14 protein-coding genes are annotated in these 16419 nt (G+C 61.4%); 6 read left to right on the top strand and 8 right to left on the bottom strand.

The annotated features are described in order from the left end of the window. Positions 1-29 precede the first annotated feature (29 nt). Positions 30-290 carry a DUF4321 domain-containing protein gene (locus NSJP_RS00300; RefSeq protein WP_080888462.1) on the top strand — a complete coding sequence of 87 codons (261 nt, stop codon included), beginning with the start codon at positions 30-32 and terminating at the stop codon, positions 288-290. 97 nt (positions 291-387) lie between these two features. On the opposite strand, the gene uvrB is transcribed toward NSJP_RS00300, so the two are convergent. From uvrB to NSJP_RS00330, 6 genes are all read right to left on the bottom strand, one after another. Then, entirely contained in the window at positions 388-2391 is a 2004-nt protein-coding gene (gene uvrB, locus NSJP_RS00305; protein WP_080884957.1) for an excinuclease ABC subunit UvrB, read from the bottom strand. Positions 2392-2518: 127 nt separating this feature from the next. After that, positions 2519-3811 (bottom strand): DEAD/DEAH box helicase, encoded by a 1293-nt coding sequence (locus NSJP_RS00310; protein WP_080884958.1) that lies wholly within the window; start codon positions 3809-3811, stop codon positions 2519-2521. Between the two features lie 145 nt (positions 3812-3956). Continuing rightward, positions 3957-4259, bottom strand: a complete 303-nt coding sequence (locus tag NSJP_RS00315; protein ID WP_080884959.1) for an RNA recognition motif domain-containing protein — start codon at positions 4257-4259, stop codon at positions 3957-3959. 266 nt (positions 4260-4525) lie between these two features. Continuing rightward, a complete protein-coding gene (locus tag NSJP_RS00320; RefSeq protein ID WP_080884960.1) occupies positions 4526-5293 on the bottom strand; it encodes a hypothetical protein in 768 nt (255 codons plus the stop codon). Then, positions 5290-5574 carry a hypothetical protein gene (locus tag NSJP_RS00325; RefSeq protein WP_080884961.1) on the bottom strand — a complete coding sequence of 95 codons (285 nt, stop codon included), beginning with the start codon at positions 5572-5574 and terminating at the stop codon, positions 5290-5292. Before NSJP_RS00325 ends, NSJP_RS00320 begins: the two co-directional genes overlap by 4 nt. Before the next feature lie 12 nt (positions 5575-5586). Continuing rightward, complete coding sequence (locus NSJP_RS00330; RefSeq protein ID WP_080884962.1) at positions 5587-7680, bottom strand: thioredoxin domain-containing protein; 2094 nt, start codon at positions 7678-7680, stop codon at positions 5587-5589. A 152-nt stretch (positions 7681-7832) separates the two neighbouring features. On the opposite strand from NSJP_RS00330, the gene NSJP_RS00335 reads away from it, so the two are divergent. After that, a complete protein-coding gene (locus NSJP_RS00335) occupies positions 7833-9332 on the top strand; it encodes a M20/M25/M40 family metallo-hydrolase (protein WP_172834052.1) in 1500 nt (499 codons plus the stop codon). Between the two features lie 35 nt (positions 9333-9367). Here the strand turns inward: NSJP_RS00335 and NSJP_RS00340 are convergent, their stop codons facing one another. Further along, positions 9368-9790 carry a hypothetical protein gene (locus tag NSJP_RS00340; protein ID WP_080884964.1) on the bottom strand — a complete coding sequence of 141 codons (423 nt, stop codon included), beginning with the start codon at positions 9788-9790 and terminating at the stop codon, positions 9368-9370. Between the two features lie 53 nt (positions 9791-9843). Between NSJP_RS00340 and NSJP_RS00345 the strand changes: the two genes are divergently transcribed. From NSJP_RS00345 to NSJP_RS00355, 3 genes are read left to right on the top strand one after another with little or no spacing between them, the layout of a single operon-like run. Further along, on the top strand, positions 9844-11403 hold the full coding sequence (locus NSJP_RS00345; RefSeq protein WP_172834053.1) for a TolC family protein: 1560 nt from the start codon (positions 9844-9846) through the stop codon (positions 11401-11403). A gap of 12 nt (positions 11404-11415) precedes the next feature. Then, positions 11416-12126, top strand: a complete 711-nt coding sequence (locus tag NSJP_RS00350) for a hypothetical protein (RefSeq protein WP_080884966.1) — start codon at positions 11416-11418, stop codon at positions 12124-12126. A gap of 42 nt (positions 12127-12168) precedes the next feature. Next, positions 12169-12606 carry a DUF3147 domain-containing protein gene (locus NSJP_RS00355; protein WP_231989447.1) on the top strand — a complete coding sequence of 146 codons (438 nt, stop codon included), beginning with the start codon at positions 12169-12171 and terminating at the stop codon, positions 12604-12606. Between the two features lie 124 nt (positions 12607-12730). Here the strand turns inward: NSJP_RS00355 and NSJP_RS00360 are convergent, their stop codons facing one another. Beyond that, positions 12731-13306: a hypothetical protein gene (locus NSJP_RS00360; protein WP_080884967.1), complete on the bottom strand. Its 576-nt coding sequence runs from the start codon at positions 13304-13306 to the stop codon at positions 12731-12733. Positions 13307-13527: 221 nt separating this feature from the next. On the opposite strand from NSJP_RS00360, the gene uvrA reads away from it, so the two are divergent. Next, complete coding sequence (uvrA, locus tag NSJP_RS00365) at positions 13528-16389, top strand: excinuclease ABC subunit UvrA (protein WP_080884968.1); 2862 nt, start codon at positions 13528-13530, stop codon at positions 16387-16389. Positions 16390-16419 lie beyond the last annotated feature (30 nt).

Here is a 16419-nt window from a genome sequence, read left to right on the forward strand (position 1 = left end):
TGTCCTCAACGGGTTATGAGGTCGTGATCGTGAGAAAATCTCCCTGGGTTCTCCTCATCTTTCTGCTCATCGGTGGACTTCTGGGCGGGATTCTGGGAGAGATTCTCCGCGTCATGGCGCCCCAAGGCACCATTCAAGCCGTATTCGCGACCAACTTTACCCCGGGCATCAGCCCGCCCCTGACGATCGATCTGATCCTGATCAAACTGACCCTGGGCTTCAGCTTGAAGATCAGCCTGCTGAGTCTCCTGGGCATGTTTCTCGGCGTGTACCTCTACAAAAACGTCTGAAGCCGGGACGGGCCTTTCATTAAATTTCATCCTCGCCTCACCCGACCTCCGATACGGCGAACGGGCGGACGGATTGTTGAACGTCTTGGAGCGGACACTAGCTCCCGGACTTCAGCTCCAGATCTCTCAGCTTCAGCGCCCGGATTCGATTTCTCAGGACGGCGGCCCGCTCAAACTCCAGCAGCTTGGCCGCCTCTTTCATTTCTTGCTCCAACCGTTGAATCAATCCGGAATCCGACGGCTCCGCGCCGTAGGACGACTCCGCATCAGCGGCAAGCTCCAGTTGCACCGGATCCGGCTCGACGCCGGGATAATCGAGCGCCGGGATGCTCTTTCTGATCGAGGTCGGCTCGATCCCGTGCCGTTCGTTATATTCGCGTTGAATCATACGCCGGCGCGCGGTCTCATCCATCGCGGCCTTCATGGAGTCAGTGACTGAATCACCGTAGAAAATCACCCGCCCGTGGACGTTTCTCGCGGCCCGGCCGGCGGTCTGCACGAGGGATCGATACGACCGGAGATACCCTTCCTTGTCGGCATCCAGAATGGCCACCAAAGTGACCTCGGGGAGATCGAGCCCTTCTCGCAGGAGATTGATCCCCACCAGTACGTCGAACTGCCCGCGGCGGAGATCCCGGACGATTTCGGCCCGTTCGAGGGTCTTGATGTCCGAATGCAGATAGCGAACTTTGACCCCTAATTCGTGATAGTACTCGGTCAGATCCTCGGCCATGCGCTTCGTAAGGGTCGTGACCAAAACGCGCCCCTCCCGGGCCGTCTCCTTCCGGACCTCTTCCAGCAGATGATCCACCTGCCCCTTGGCCGGATGGAGTTCGATGTTCGGATCGAGCAGACCGGTGGGCCTGATGATCTGTTCGACGACATCTCCCTTCACGTGTTCGAGTTCGTAGGGTCCGGGCGTCGCCGACACATAGATCACCTGACTGAGGATTTGCTCGAATTCGTGAAACTTCAGCGGCCGGTTGTCCACCGCCGACGGCAGCCGGAACCCGTAGTCCACCAACGTCCGCTTTCGCGAATAGTCCCCCTCGTACATCCCGCCGACCTGAGGCACCGTCGCGTGGGACTCGTCGATGATGAGCAGAAAGTCCTTCGGAAAATAGTCGATCAACGTCGGAGGCGGTTCGCCGGCGGCCCGGCCGCTCAGATGGCGGGAGTAGTTTTCGATCCCGTGGCAGTAGCCCATCGCGCGAATCATTTCGAGATCGAATTTGGTGCGCTGCGCGATGCGCTGCGCTTCGACCAGCTGGTTCTGCCGCTTGAACAGGGCCACCCGCTCGTCGAGTTCTTCTTCGATGCCCGTGATCGCCCGCTCATAGCGGTCGGGTGCGATCAAATAGTGGGTGTTCGGATAGACGGCGATCTTGGGCAGCTTGCCGAGCGACTTGCCGGTCAGCGGATCGATCTGATGGAGGGCATCCACGACGTCGCCGAACAGTTCGACCCGGACGGAGCGGGCCTCCTGCGACGCAGGAAAAATCTCGATCACGTCCCCGCGGGCGCGGAACGTTCCACGGTGGAAATCGACGTCGTTCCGGGCGTACTGAATCTCCACGAGCTTCGCGAGGATCTTTTCACGGCGGATCTCCATTCCTTCTTCGAGGTACAGGAGCATGTCGTGATAGACCTCGGGCGAACCCAGTCCGTAGATGCAGGAGACCGACGACACGATCAGCACGTCGTTGCGTTGCAACAGCGACGTCGTGGCCGCATGCCGCATTTGATCGATGGCGTCGTTGATCGAGGAATCCTTGGCGATGTACGTATCGGTCTGCGGAATGTACGCTTCCGGCTGGTAGTAGTCGTAATAACTGATGAAGTATTCGACGGCGTTGTGCGGGAAGAACTGCTTGAATTCCTGATACAGCTGACCCGCCAGGGTCTTGTTGTGGACCAGCACGAGCGTGGGCTTCTGAACCCGCTCGACCACGTTGGCCATCGTGAAGGTCTTGCCCGACCCGGTGACCCCGAGCAGGGCCTGATGCCGGCGTCCGGCGAGGACGCCGGACGCCAGTTTGTCGATAGCCTGCCCCTGATCTCCGCACGGCTTGAACGACGCTTCGAGTTGGAACTGCGGCATGGCAACCTCTCAGTCCGTTACTCTAACAGGACGTTGAAAACGTCCGCCAGCGGCGTTCTCGCCTCGTTCAGAAACCCACCGCCTCGCGGTCGTCTGGATGCCCTAGCCGCCGGACGCGACGGGACCGTCAGCGTCCGTATCCGCTCGAGCGGACCGGCGAAGCGGCCCGCCGATGCAGTCCGTCGCTGTTCCCGTTCGTCCGGTGAAACTGTTCGTTTCGACGGCGGTGGCGAGGGGGCGCTTGCGGCTCGCCGTTCGGAAGCGCGGCGGCGGGAGGCAATGAGACGAACGTCGGCAGCGGCAACTTTTTGGTTTGAATGCGCAGCTGTCGCACCATTCGCAGATATTCCCGCTCTTCCGACTCGGAAAGAATCAGGTACGTGGCTCCCTCTTTTTCCGCACGCCCGGTCCGGCCCGTCCGATGCACGTACGAATTCGGATTGCTCGGCAGCTCATAATGGATCACCTGCGCGACATCGGGAATGTCCAAGCCGCGTGCCGCCACGTCGGTGGCGACCAACGATCGGAGCCTGCCGGAGCGAAACGCACCCAGCGTCCGTTCCCGTTGCGCCTGGCTGTGGTTCCCGGTGATCGATCCCACGGAGGCCGGGTCGCCGCCCAGTTTTGCGGCCAGACGCCGCACCTTGTACTTCTGATCGCAAAAGACCATGGACCGCTCTCCCGCCTTGACGGACTGCAGCAACGTGTGCACGAGTTGCGTGCGCGACTGCTCGGCAGGCACCACGTAATAGGCATGCGTGATCGTCGTGGGACTGCTGACGCCGGGATCCACCGAAATTCGCGCGGGATCGCGTTGCATGCTCCTGGCAAGCTCTTGGATCTCGGGGGAAAACGTCGCGGAAAACAGCAGCGTCTGTCTTTCACGCGGCAGCAGGCCGAGAATGCGCTGGATGTCCCGCAGAAAACCGCGATCCAACATCTGGTCGGCTTCGTCCATGACCAGCCACGTGACCGCACCCAGGTGAAGATGGCCGGAGCCGGCGAGATCCAGCAAGCGGCCGGGGGTTCCGACCACGACCAACGGCGGCCGTTTGAGCGCGCGGTAATGGCGCTCGATCGGCGTCCCGCCGTAGACGGCCAGCGACGTGACGGACGGCGGAGCGTACTTGCGCAATTCCATCTCGATCTGCAGCGCCAATTCACGGGTCGGGGCCAGGATCAGATACTGCGGGCACCGCCCCTGTGCCGGTCCTGCGGCGGGCCGAAGAGCCCGTTCGATCATGGGCAGCAAGAAGGCCAGTGTCTTGCCGCTTCCGGTCTTGGCCTGAGCCATCACATCGCGTCCCTCGAGGGCGGGAGGCACCGCGGCCTGCTGAATCGGCGTGGGGGCGGTAATCCCGGCCTGCTGCAGGCGCTGGGCAAGAAAAGGGGGTAGATTCATCTGAACAAACTTAGACATAGCACTCCTTATTGGATTGAACTTCCCGGGACTGCAAGTCGACCGGTTACACGGTCGAGAGACGCATCGTGAGGATGGGCAATTCTAGGAAGAGAACGGGGCCGTCGATGCGACGGCCCCGACATGAACCGACTGTGGCGCGGGCTTAGTGCCGGCCGCCACCGAACCCGCCGCGGCCTCCGCCGCCACCAGAGCGTGGTTCCTGGGGACGGGCTTCGTTGACTGTCAACGTGCGGCCGCCCAGTTGGGTACCGTTCAACGCGGTGATCGCGGTTTGCGCTTCCGAATCATTGGACATTTCCACGAAGCCGAAGCCGCGCGATTGTCCGGTGAACTTATCCGTGATGATTCGGGCTGACGCCACCGCCCCATGGGCAGCAAACAAGTCACTCAGTTGCTGCTCGGTCGTGGAATACGGCAAACCCCCAACATAAATCTTCGAACCCATTGGGTTCCTCCTTTGAGAAATAGGTGTTGTCTTGGACTTGAGCAGAGGAGGCGAGGAAGGAATGGGCCGAAGACGCAAACACGATGGCGACTTAGGTCTGGCTTCCGATCAGATCCCCGGGCAGAACCAAAACAACATCAGGTATCAGGCCTTGTCACTCTCCGCTGTGGCGCCACCAGGCCTTTCGCAGCGCTACGGTTGTGGACTGTACCGCACAATGGTATCCGATTGCAAGAGTTGAATGACTCGCCGTCCCGTCCGGCCGGTCAGTATGCCGCTGGATTGGACAGCGGCCGCTGGGAAAACAAGGGAACTGCGTGCAAGCTATCGAAATACAAGGACGAATCCCCCAGCACCACCAATCCTACTTCGCCAAACCCGAGCGAATGGTCCTGAATGGACAGAACCTGGGCTCCGTCGAAAAACGTTTCCAGAAAATCTTTGCTGATGATCGTGTTCCGCTGAATCCTGAGCGAATGCCACTCGGTGGCTTTGGGTACAATGGCGGTCTGCCCCAGCACCGTCACGTTTCCATCCACCATCCGGACGACCTCCAAACGCTTTGCCGAGAGATCGATAATCGCGGCATAGAATTGCGAGGCATCCTTCAGTCCGATGATGATCCCTCCCCGGCCCGTTCCTCCTTCCGCGGGAAACCGCAGACGGACCGAGACATCCGGATATTCATACTGCAGCTTGCTCGCGACGAGCATCCGATAGCAGGTTTCCTGTTTGCAGGAAGACACCGCTTTGAGCATGTTCGGAGGCGACGGAGACTCGGGATCCGCTTCGATGGTCCAGGTTCCCGTGGACTCACCCCCGAAGGTCAGCTGCGAAAAGTCCGCCGGTGATTCGGACGGCTGCTGCTGATCGAACGTCCACCGGTTAAACAGGCCGCCGGTGATTTGCCCCTTGAGGTTGGCTTCTTTTTCCGATTGAGTCTCTATCTGGATCGCGTCGGCCGGCGCGTACAGCACGGCCGCCTGACCCATGGTTGACACAAGGATCGCCACGCATATCTTGGACAGATTCATGATTCGGACGTGTTCCCTTCGTTGGTCATAGTCATGATGGACCGGGGCTGCCCCAAGTCGACAATGTCCCGCTGACGCTGATCCCGCTCCCGGAGAATCTCTTTTCGCCGCTGCCAGCGGTTCCACGTCCACCAGTGCAGCTTGTCGCGAAACGTCACCACCGGGGGCCGGACGCTGCCGCCGGGAGCATGCTGAAAATCATAGCCCTGGTGGGTATTGCGGCGCTCAAAAAATCGCCGGTACAGATGATCGTAGATACCTTTTGCTCCATCGCCCGCCACGACAATCACTCCTTATGACGACAACAACCGTTCCAGTTCTTTCGGCTCGGCCACCGGAGCCGAGCACGTCCGCCCATGACAGACGTACGCAGCCGGATTCCCTTGCAGGCCCGTCTTTCCCGCAGCCAGCGGCAATTCGGGTTCGCTCGCCTGTCTCGATGGATCGACCGCCAATACCACCCGATTCGACAGATAGCGCTGGTGCACCGTCGTCAAGAGCGCCTCCGTCAACCGATGACTCCGAGGTCCGATGACCACGACTTCCTTGGGCTGGGACAAGAGCCAGTCCGCGGCGCACAGCATAGCCGAGGCACCGTAGGGGTTGTGCGTCATCGTACGATGGAACAGCGTGACAATCCGCCGCGCCCGCTCATAATACCCTTCCTCTCCGGTGAAAGAGAAGAGCCTCAGCAGAAAGGAGGCGAACACGGCATTGCCTGAAGGAAGCGCGCTGTCGGTTCCCGACATCATCCGCTGGAGCAGAGCTTCGTGGTTGTGGCTCGTAAAAAAGCATCCTCCTGCCGTATCGTCCCAGAAATGTTTGAACGCGGCCTCCGCCATTTCGCGCGCCCGCTCCAGATACCAGCGATGTGAGGTCGCTTCGAACGCATCGAGCAGGGCCGTCGCCAACCAGGCCGCATCGTCCAGATAGCCGTTTAATCGCGCCTGCCCGGCTGTGACCGCCCGATACACCCTCCCATCCGCATAGGCATAATCCAGCAGAAAGGTCAGCGCCCGCTCGGCGGTGGTCAGATAGGCCGCCGTTCCGAATGCCTGGTAGGCGTCCAGGAAAGCGCAGACCATCATGGCGTTCCAGCCGGTCAGAATGTTCTCGTCGCGCGCCGGGCGCGACCGCCGATTTCGAACCGCCAAGACCTTGGCCCGCGCCGGCCTTAAGAACACATCGGCCTGTTCCGACTCATCGGCCGAAAATTCGAGCCCGCCCAACCGGTGCAGCACGTTCTTCCCGTCGAAGTTCCCGGCTTCCGTCACCCCGTAGGCCCGGCAAAATTCCCCTCCGAGGTCGGCCCCGAGAATGGCCGTGAGTTCGGCCTGGCTCCACACGAAGAAGGCGCCTTCGCGACCTTCACTGTCCGCATCCTGCGCCGCAAAGAACGCGCCGTCCTGATGGGTCAACTCCCGGCGAACATATTCGAGCGTATCCTCGACCACGCGCCGGAACCGATCTTCTTTGGTCAGACGCCAGCCGTCCAGATAGAGACGCACCAATTGGGCGTTGTCATACAGCATCTTTTCAAAATGCGGCACCATCCACTGGCCGTCCACCGAGTAACGGTGAAAGCCACCGCCCAGATGGTCGTAGATGCCGCCGGCCGCCATTCGCCTGAGCTGAAACAACACCTTCCGCCTGAGCGATTCGTCCCCCGGACAGGCGGACGGCCGCAGCATGAAATTCAACGGTGGGACCGTCGGAAACTTCGGCCGGTCGCCGAAGCCTCCATGAACGTCGTCGAAGAGACCGCCCAATTCCCGGCCTGCGTTCTCCAACAGCTGTTCAACCAATGGCTCGCCGGAACGTTTGGGCGTTCCGACCCGCAGCAACCCCGCTTTGACGCGCTCGACATTTTTGGTCACCTCGCCATGATGATGCCGATAGGCTTCGATGACGCCCCGCAACACGTCCGGAAATCCCGGAAGATTGTAGCGGGGCCCCGGCGGGAAATACGTGCCCCCGTAAAACGGTTCCCGGTCCGGCGTCAGAAACATGGTCAACGGCCATCCGCCGCCACGGCCCGTGAACACTTGAACCGACTTCTGGTAGATGTCGTCCAAGTCCGGCCGCTCTTCGCGATCCACCTTGATGTTGATGAAATCCCGGTTCATGAGCGCGGCGATGTCGTCGCGTTCGAACGACTCATGCGCCATCACGTGACACCAATGGCACGCCGAATATCCGATGGAAAGCAGGATCGGCTTGTCTTCGGCTTTGGCCCGCGCGAGCGCCTCTTCTCCCCATGGAAACCAGTCCACGGGATTGGCGGCATGTTGCTTGAGATAGGGACTGGACTCGGCGTTCAGACGGTTGAGCGGACGACCGACGGACGGCGGCGCCTCTGGAGCTTCTTCTCCCGATGTTTCCTTCATGGGCCTGCGGCTTAGACGACTGCGATGGATACGTGTCCCTATGCTATAGTCCCTCAAACATAGCAGATAGATTCGGCGACACCTGCATGAAAATTTCCTTCCGTTCCGTTTCTCTTGACCAGGCAAGACGACGCCGAACCGGTGGATGGCTCTTGCCGGTTTTCCTCGCGCTGATCTCGACCGGCGCCTCGGCGGAATCGCCTCCTGCCGGTGGATCGGGTGACAGCCGCGCGCGTGCTGCGGCGCTGCAGTCCGTTTCCAGCGCGCGCATGCTGGCCGACATTCATACGCTCAGCGGGGAATCGTTCCAAGGACGCCAGACCGGCTCAGTCGGCGATAGACGGGCCGCAGAATGGGTGGCTGCACGTTTCGCGGCTCTGCACCTCACCGTTGTTCCTGTATTTTCTTCCGAGGCGGCTGATTCTTCATCCTTGCCGCCCGATCCGGCTCCATCCGTGCCGGTGTCCATCATCGGCGACGATCCGCACCTGGAAGCCTCGACGGCTCGCGGCATGACGGCCGGCCGCGCACCGGCCGACTATCTGCCGATTCTCGACTCCCCGCCGGTTGATACGACCGCACCGGTCGTCTTCGTCGGTTACGGCATTTCCGATACGGCCCGCGGCTATGACGACTATGCCGGCCTCGACGTGCGAAACCGCATCGTCCTCTTCATGCGGGGAAAACCCGATCACTACCCGGTGCCCGTCTCTCATGCGGAGAAGGAACGAATCGCCCGTGAAAACGGCGCCGTCGGATTTCTGACGGTCACCGGCCCGATCTTGAATCCGTATGAGGCCCGCCGAGGGATGACGACCGCCCCCAGCGCCTTTTATGGTCGACAGGGCGGCGGTATTCCGCTGCCGGGAGCCTGGATCAGTCCGGCATTCGCGGACCGGCTCCTCTCGTCGGCAGTGGGAGGAGATCAGCCCTTGCGTGCATTGCAGGAACGTGTGAATCAATCCCGCCGCCCGCACTCGCGGCCTGCCGGCTCCGTCGTCCGCATGGCCTGGGACAGTCTGCGTACGTCGGGGCCGCTCTACAACGTCATCGCCAGTATTCCGGGACGAGAGCCTGATCTCAAAGAACAACCCGTCATCCTCGGCGCCCATCGCGATCATTTCGGACGACAGGCCGGTTTGCTCTTTCCCGGAGCGGACGACAATGCGTCGGGCACCGCCGTCGTGCTGGAGGTGGCCCGGATCCTCGCGGAAGCCGGCGTGCAGCCCGCACGAACGATCACCTTCGTATCCTTTGACGGAGAAGAGCAGGGCCTGCTCGGCTCCCGGTCATACGTGGACAGGCACGTGACCGGACCGGTGAAACCCACCGGCATGATCAACGTGGATCATGCCGGCGTTGGCAACGGACGGCTGACGGTCGGGGTGACCGGATTCGACAAGCAGGTGGCACAGGAGGCGGGGCAGTCGGCGGGGCTCGCCGAGCAGCTGGATCTGTTTGGATTTTTCCCCGGCGGCGACCACGTGCCCTTCAAAGAGGCCGGAGTACCGACCATCACGGTCGTCAGCGGCGGCTCACACGCTCACTATCACAAACCCACCGATACACCGGACACGGTGAATCCCCGCATCTTGGAATCGGCGGCCCGCTACGTGCTCGCGCTGGTCTGGCAATTGGCCGACTCGCGCTAGAGACGCGGGGAAACGTATTGCCGGTAGATTTTCGCTCAGGGGATTTCGTCGAGCAGCGTCGATTCGATGGGGGGCAGAGGTGCCGTTCCTCGAGGGGGACTGGGAAGCACGATGGGAGAGCCGACTTGGTTGGCTCCTTGAATCAAACCGATGGAAAGCTGCGGTCCCAACGTCATGACTGCCCCGCTCCATGCCTGACCCGTGGTGGGGTTTCGGAAACTGAACGATTGGAAATTGTTCCCGGGATTGTACATGTACCCTTGCGTCCCTTGATTATCGATATACAGACTGCCCGGACCCACGAGGCTGAAAAGAGGCGCGACCCCGCCGTCGAATCCCCGCACACCCGACACGGTTTGGGCCCAAGCTGGTCCCCCTCCGGCCACGCACAGCAGCAGGAAGCACGTGGCCGCGGCGCAGAGCGATCGATGCGAAGGAAGTTCATGACAGTCTTGCATAAACCCATTATAGTATGGGACACATTCCCTGTCGATCATTCAAAGGGGGCACCATGACACGAAGATCGAGGCCGTCCGGGGTATGCCCGGTGCTGCTGGGTATCAGCATCAGCCTCACCGGAATGACCGGACCCGCCTGGGGCGCGGACGATCCGAAAGCTCAGTCGGAAGAGCGGCGGGAGGCCATTTCGCTGGCCGACGCGGCGCTTCGCGCCTTGAAGAGCAATCTGGATATCAGCATCAGCCGCCAGACGAAAGAGAGCCGGCTTGCGGATATCGTCGTGGAGCAGGCCAAGTTCGATCCGACCCTCAGCGTAAACGGGCAATACAACCGGTCGGCCAGCCCCCTGAACCGTCCGGTGTTCGGCGGTACGCAGGGCAACCTCACCGATATCCAAACCTTCGATCAGCGGACCAGTCAGGTAACGGTCGACGCGGTGACGAACCTCGTCACCGGCGGTAACATCGACGTCAACTATGCTCCGGCGCGAACCAACGTGAACCCCGAAGTCGCCCAAGGATTCTTGTACAACCCGGCCTATACGAGCAGCCTGGCGTTGACCGTGACGCAGCCGTTGCTCCGGAATGCCGGCATCGACATCAATAAAACGTTCATCAAGGTCGCCCAAAACAACGCCGACGTGGAGCAGCACGTCTTTCGAGATCGCGTGTTGACCGTGATCGCCACGGTGGAGCAGACCTATTGGGAACTGGTCTTCGCAAATGAGAATTTAAAGGTGGCGCAAGCAGCCCTCAAGGCCGCACAGGAACTGCTGGCCAGCAACCGGGCCAAGTCCAAGGCCGGCGTCATGTCCATCGTGGACGTCCTGCAGGCCGAGGCCGCCGTGGCCTCCCGCGTGGAACAGGTGCTGGTCGCGGAAAAAGCCATTCGCGATCAGGAAGACCAACTCCGTCGCCTGCTCAATCCCGGTGAAGAAGACCTGCGTCTGGACGTGCGCCTCACCCCGATCGATCCCCCGGTCACGGTGCTGGAACCCCTCAGCCTCCAGGAGGCGATCGACATTGCGATCGAGCAACGTCCGGAAATCGTACAGGCGAAGAAAAATCTCGACTCCGGCGAACTCAATAAACAGTTCGCGAAGAATCAGCTGCTTCCGACCCTGTCGTTTCAAGGCACGATGGGCCTGCTCGGCCTGGGCGGCGACTACAAGGGCACCAGCGAGAGGAACTTCAACGGCGATTTTTACAACTATGGCGCCGGCCTCGTGCTGAGCTATCCGCTCGGGAATCGCTCGGCCATCAGCACCTACAACAAGCGGCAACTCGAAGCCAAAAACGCCGAAGCGACCCTGTCCAGCGTGCGGCAACAAATCATCGTGGGCGTTCGGGAGGCGGTGCGCCGGGTGCAGACGGATTTCAAGCGAATCGAAACCACCCGCTCCGCCCGCATCATGGCGGAGAAGCAGCTTCAGGCCGAGCAGGAGCGTCTCAAAGTCGGTCTCAGCACGACGCGCTTCGTACTCGATTTCCAGCGCGATCTCGCGACGGCGCAGGGCAACGAACTGCGCGCGACCGTGGATTACAACAAGTCGTTGTCCAACCTGTCGCGGCACAAGGCGACGACGCTCGACCGCTACCATCTCGAACTGTAGCGCCTGTCCGCGATGGCTCCGCAGCCTGACCGGTCTCTTCAGGATCGCGGCGCAGAACGGGGAGCCGTCCTTGCGCTGCTTCCCATGGCCGCCACAGCCGCATTTTACGGCCTTCCCACGCGACTCCAGGATCAGCCGGCGGTCCAATTCATCCCCCAGCTGCTGGGCTACCTGGCGTGTATGCTCTGGGCAGCCCGTAATCCCGGACTCATCGCCCGTTTCGGGCTCGAACCGGCCAAGATCGGCGCGGGCCTCGTGCGCGGAGTGCCCGTCGGTTGCGTGCTGGGATTCTTCAACTCCTTCGTGATTCTTTGGTGCGTTCCACGGTTGGGGTACGACCTCACGTTTCTCACGCACACGCCGCATGCCCGGCTCCCGGTGTACCTCATGCTGCCGTGGTTCATTTGCCTCATCGCGCTGTTCGTGGAGTTCAACTTCCGCGGCTTTCTGCTGGGACGCCTGCAGGCGCTGGGCACTGCGGCGCTCGGAGCCGGCCGTCCCCGTCTCCGTTCGAATCTCGCCATCGGACTCAGCGCGCTCGCATTTTCCTTCGATCCGTTCATGACGCAGACGTTTCGTGAGCTCCACTGGATCGCCGTCTGGGATGGAGCGATCTGGGGCGCGCTTCACGTCGCCATGCGCAACCTGTACGTCCCCATCACCGCGCATGCAGTGGAGGTTCTCGTCATGTATAGTGTCATACGATTGGCGCTGCTGGAGTGAACCGGCACCGACGTATTCGGCGATCCCGGCGTCGAGACGGACGTGCGCCGGTCCAGCCGGACGTGGCTCCCCGACCCGAATCAGAACGGCAGACCGGCATCGACGAGACTGCAGCGGGCCGGCGACATCATCTCGCACATCGTGAACGAACTGATCAAATACGGGCTCTACTTCCTGCTCGGCGGGACGATCGTCAGCCTCTCGACCTACCTGGGCTCGCAAGGGCGATCTTTCCTGGCCGCCTTTGCCAGCACGTTTCCGGCGATCACCGGCGCCACGTTTCTTCTGATCTATCTGAATGGCGGAACGGACTCCCTCGTCGGCTACGCGAAGAACCTCTTGTGGTTCGTTCCACCGTGGATCGTCTATGTGATCAGCATGATCGTCGTGGTGCCCCGTCTTGGATTCTGGCCCGGCGCGGCCATGTCGCTGACGCTGTATATGATGTGCATTGCCATCCTGAAGATGACGCTGCGATAACCGCCAGGAGGGCGGTCAGTGTTTCGCGTGAAGGGCAGCGTGAGCGACCTGAGTTTCGAGGTGCGGCTCGGCGGGAAAAACGATGGCCTAGCGGGTCCGACCGGGCGGATCGAATGGGGACGGGTTACGACACGCCGAAGTGCAGGCGGCTCATCTCCCTCATCGCCGCCACCAACTGTTCGACCGCCTCGGTGACGGCGGCGCTGGCCTTGTGTGACGGGCCTTTGCCTCCGGCCCAGATATCCGGAGGATTCTCCAATTCGAGCACGTTCTGACAGAATCTGCTCAATGAGTGCTTCCAATAGACGCCGTCCTGCGCTTGTTGAACGAAATGTTCCCGGTCCTCCGTGAAGGGCGCGTCGAATTGCCTGGCCCGCATCTGCCACATCTGCTCCATGGCCTGCTGCCGCTCCTGACTAAATTCCAAGCGGGTGGCCTTTTCGTTCAAGGCGGCGAACAATCCCCCGATTACGCGTTCGACCTCGGACTCGGGAAACATACCGACGCAAGATTGCACGACGAGATATTTGTGGAACAGAAAGACCTCGGCGCTGACGCGGGCGTCGTTCGCCGAGGGATCGTAAGCCCTTGCCAATTCCTTGAGCGCGTCCCCGGACCGCCCTTCCAGACTGCTGCCCAGCAGGATTGCCAACTGTCGACCGAGGCTCAGATAGTCAGACGGCGTGGAGGACTGTGCCATACGAATCGAAACTCCTCTCCTCGGGCCGGACGGCCGACCCGTCATGTGGTAGATATCCGTGGCGCGCACCGGCCTCATATTCTCATTCGGCGGAGGAATCCCCAAGACAAAGCAGGATTCCTTCCGCCCCCCTATGGCGACGCCCCTTCGTTGAAGACGCCGCCGGCTCTTGCTAGGATGACCGGTCTCGCTTCTGCACAGAAGGAGGGCGTGTCCCGCCTATGGAGCCTCAATCCGCGGTTCGCAGCCTGATCGTCGAAGGGGCGCGGCAGAACAATCTCAAAAATATTTCCCTCACGCTGCCTCACGACCAAGTCACCGCCGTCACGGGTTTGTCCGGATCAGGGAAATCATCGTTGGCGTTCGATACGCTGTATGCCGAAGGCCAATGGCGCTATGTCGAATCCCTTTCGACTTATGCCAGGATGTTTCTCGAAAAAGTCTCCCGTCCCGACGTCGACCGCATTCTCAACGTCCGTCCGGCCATCGCCATCGAGCAGAAAAATCAGGTGCGGACCGCACGCTCGACCGTCGGAACCTCCACCGAGATCGCCGATCTGCTGCGCCTGCTGTTCGCGAAGATCGGCAGGCCGGTCTGTCCGGATTGCGGAGTGGAAGCCCGGGCGTTTCACCCGGACAGCGTCATCGACGATCTGCTCGGCCGTTTTTCCGGCGCGCGAGCTTTGATTCTCTTCCCCATCAAGCCGCCCGTCGCCAAACAGGAGGAGGCCTTCCGGCAGTCCCTGCTGACCAGGGGCTATGCCCGCCTCAAAGCCGGAGACGACATCGTCGATTTACACGACGCGCCGCGGCTGCTCCCCCAAACGCAGGACGGCCTGTACGTCGTCCTCGACCGTCTGGTCTTGGGACGGGACAATCGGTCCCGTCTTGCGGAAGCGGTGGAAACCGCATTTCGAGAAGGTGAAGGTTATTGCGCCGTAGACGTGATCGGGACCGGCATGCAGACCTACAGCAGCGGATTCCTCTGCCAACGCTGTGGACGGACCTTCGAGCTCCCGAGGCCCGTTTTGTTTTCGTTCAACCACCCGCTCGGCGCCTGCCCCGAATGCAAAGGCTTCGGCAACGTCTTGCGATACGATCCCGACCTGGTGATTCCCGATCACGGCAAGTCTCTCGCCCAGGGGGCCATCGAGCCCTGGAGCAAGGCCGGCACAGACTGGTGGCAGAAACAGATGTTGCTGGCCATGAAGCGACAAGGAATTGCCATCTCGGCTCCCTTCAAGGACCTGCCTCAACCGGTTCGCGACCTCCTCTGGAAGGGGGACAAGTCCTTCGACGGTATCAACGATTTCTTCACCTACCTGGAAGGGAAACGCTACAAGCTGCACGTGCGCGTACTCCTGAGCCGCTATCGCACGCCCGTCACCTGCCCGAGCTGTCACGGCAGCCGCCTGAAACCGGCTGCTCGCTGCGTAAAAATAGGCGGCAGGGACATCCACGACATCGCCGAGATGACCGTCGAACGCGCGACTGCCTGGCTGAACGACCTGGCCCTGAGTCCGTTCGAGATCGAGATCGCCGCGGACCTGCTCAGACACCTCCGCGCCAAGTTGGGATTCCTCACTCGAGTGGGTCTCGGCTACCTGACCCTGGCCAGGCAGACCAAAACCCTCTCGGGCGGCGAGGCGCAACGAGTCTCGTTGGCCAATCAGCTTGGCGCCAGGTTGGTCGGCACGCTGTACGTCCTCGACGAACCGACCATCGGACTGCATGCGAGGGACACTGCCCTGCTCGCGGAGATCCTCAGGGACCTCGCGTCCGCCGGAAACACCGTTGTGGTCGTCGAACATGACCGCCGGATGATCGAGTCCGCCGACTACGTCGTGGAACTGGGGCCACAGTCCGGGGAGAAAGGCGGTGAAGTCGTCTGTGCCGCTCCGGTAAAGGATTTTCTGACGGACCGCAGAGCAATCACGGCCCGGTATCTTCGCGGGGAAGACCAGATTCCGGTGCCGAAGACGCGCCGTCGCGGCAACGGCAAGCTACTGGTCGTTGCCGGCGCGAGCGAGCACAACCTAAAAGATCTCCTCGTCAGACTGCCGCTCCACATGCTGATCTGCGTGACCGGAGTATCCGGATCCGGCAAGAGCACACTGGTCGAAGACGTCCTCTATCGCGCGCTGGCCCGTGCGTTTCGCGTGGAATCGCTGTCGATGGGGCGATTCGCCGCCATTAAAGGGATCGAGCATCTGAGCGGCGTCCGGATGATCGACCAGCAGCCGATCGGACGGACACCGAGATCGAATCCCATTACCTATCTGAAAGCCTTTGAGGAGATCAGGCGGCTGTTTGCCTCCGAACGGGAAGCCCTCCGCCGGAGCTTCACGCCCGGACATTTCTCGTTCAATGCGGCGGGAGGGCGTTGCGAACGCTGCGAGGGCAGCGGAGTGGAAAAGCTGGAGATGTACTTTTTCGAGGACATGTACGTCCCCTGCGAGGTGTGCGAGGGGAAACGATTCAAACCCGAGGTCCTGACCGTTCGCCATCGCGGGAAAAACATCTCCGAGGTGCTCGCGATGACGGCGGACGAGGCCATGTCCTTTTTCGCCGGGGTGCCCAAACTCCAGGAGCGCCTGCATCTCCTCTCTTCCATCGGCCTGGGGTACCTGCGGCTGGGACAATCCGCTACGACGCTCTCCGGAGGCGAGGCCCAACGGCTCAAGATCGCGGCTGAATTGGCCATGAACGGCGGATCGTCTCACCGGAGGACAGCCCCCCTTCCCGGAGGAACGCGCAACGACGGGCATCACCGTGAGCGGAGCCAGTCGCCCGGCATGCTGTACATCATGGACGAGCCGACGACCGGACTCCACTTCGACGACGTGAAGAAACTGTTGGCGGTGCTCCACAGACTCGTCGATGCCGGCAATACGGTGCTCGTGGTCGAGCATAACTTGGACGTGATCAAGTCCGCCGACTGGATCGTGGATCTCGGACCGGAGGGGGGCGACGCAGGCGGCCGGATCGTGGCGGAAGGAAGGCCTGAACAGGTGGCAACAACAGCGGCGTCGCACACGGGAAGATTTCTGGCGGAGTCCCTGGCCGCGACGGCTGCGACCTGAGAAGGGTCTGGCTCACCACATTTCGATCGC

Source organism: Nitrospira japonica (genome assembly GCF_900169565.1).
Classification (GTDB): Bacteria; Nitrospirota; Nitrospiria; order Nitrospirales; family Nitrospiraceae; genus Nitrospira_C; species Nitrospira_C japonica_A.

What these genes read in the sequence shown, in the direction of transcription:
- NSJP_RS00330 (WP_080884962.1), bottom strand. Translation starts at nt 7,680, where the DNA reads ATGAAGGAAACATCGGGAGAAGAAGCTCCAGAGGCGCCGCCGTCCGTC.
- NSJP_RS00320 (WP_080884960.1), bottom strand. Translation starts at nt 5,293, where the DNA reads ATGAATCTGTCCAAGATATGCGTGGCGATCCTTGTGTCAACCATGGGT.
- NSJP_RS00345 (WP_172834053.1), top strand. Translation starts at nt 9,844, where the DNA reads ATGACACGAAGATCGAGGCCGTCCGGGGTATGCCCGGTGCTGCTGGGT.
- NSJP_RS00360 (WP_080884967.1), bottom strand. Translation starts at nt 13,306, where the DNA reads ATGGCACAGTCCTCCACGCCGTCTGACTATCTGAGCCTCGGTCGACAG.
- uvrB (WP_080884957.1), bottom strand. Translation starts at nt 2,391, where the DNA reads ATGCCGCAGTTCCAACTCGAAGCGTCGTTCAAGCCGTGCGGAGATCAG.
- NSJP_RS00315 (WP_080884959.1), bottom strand. Translation starts at nt 4,259, where the DNA reads ATGGGTTCGAAGATTTATGTTGGGGGTTTGCCGTATTCCACGACCGAG.
- NSJP_RS00310 (WP_080884958.1), bottom strand. Translation starts at nt 3,811, where the DNA reads ATGTCTAAGTTTGTTCAGATGAATCTACCCCCTTTTCTTGCCCAGCGC.
- NSJP_RS00340 (WP_080884964.1), bottom strand. Translation starts at nt 9,790, where the DNA reads ATGCAAGACTGTCATGAACTTCCTTCGCATCGATCGCTCTGCGCCGCG.
- uvrA (WP_080884968.1), top strand. Translation starts at nt 13,528, where the DNA reads ATGGAGCCTCAATCCGCGGTTCGCAGCCTGATCGTCGAAGGGGCGCGG.
- NSJP_RS00350 (WP_080884966.1), top strand. Translation starts at nt 11,416, where the DNA reads ATGGCTCCGCAGCCTGACCGGTCTCTTCAGGATCGCGGCGCAGAACGG.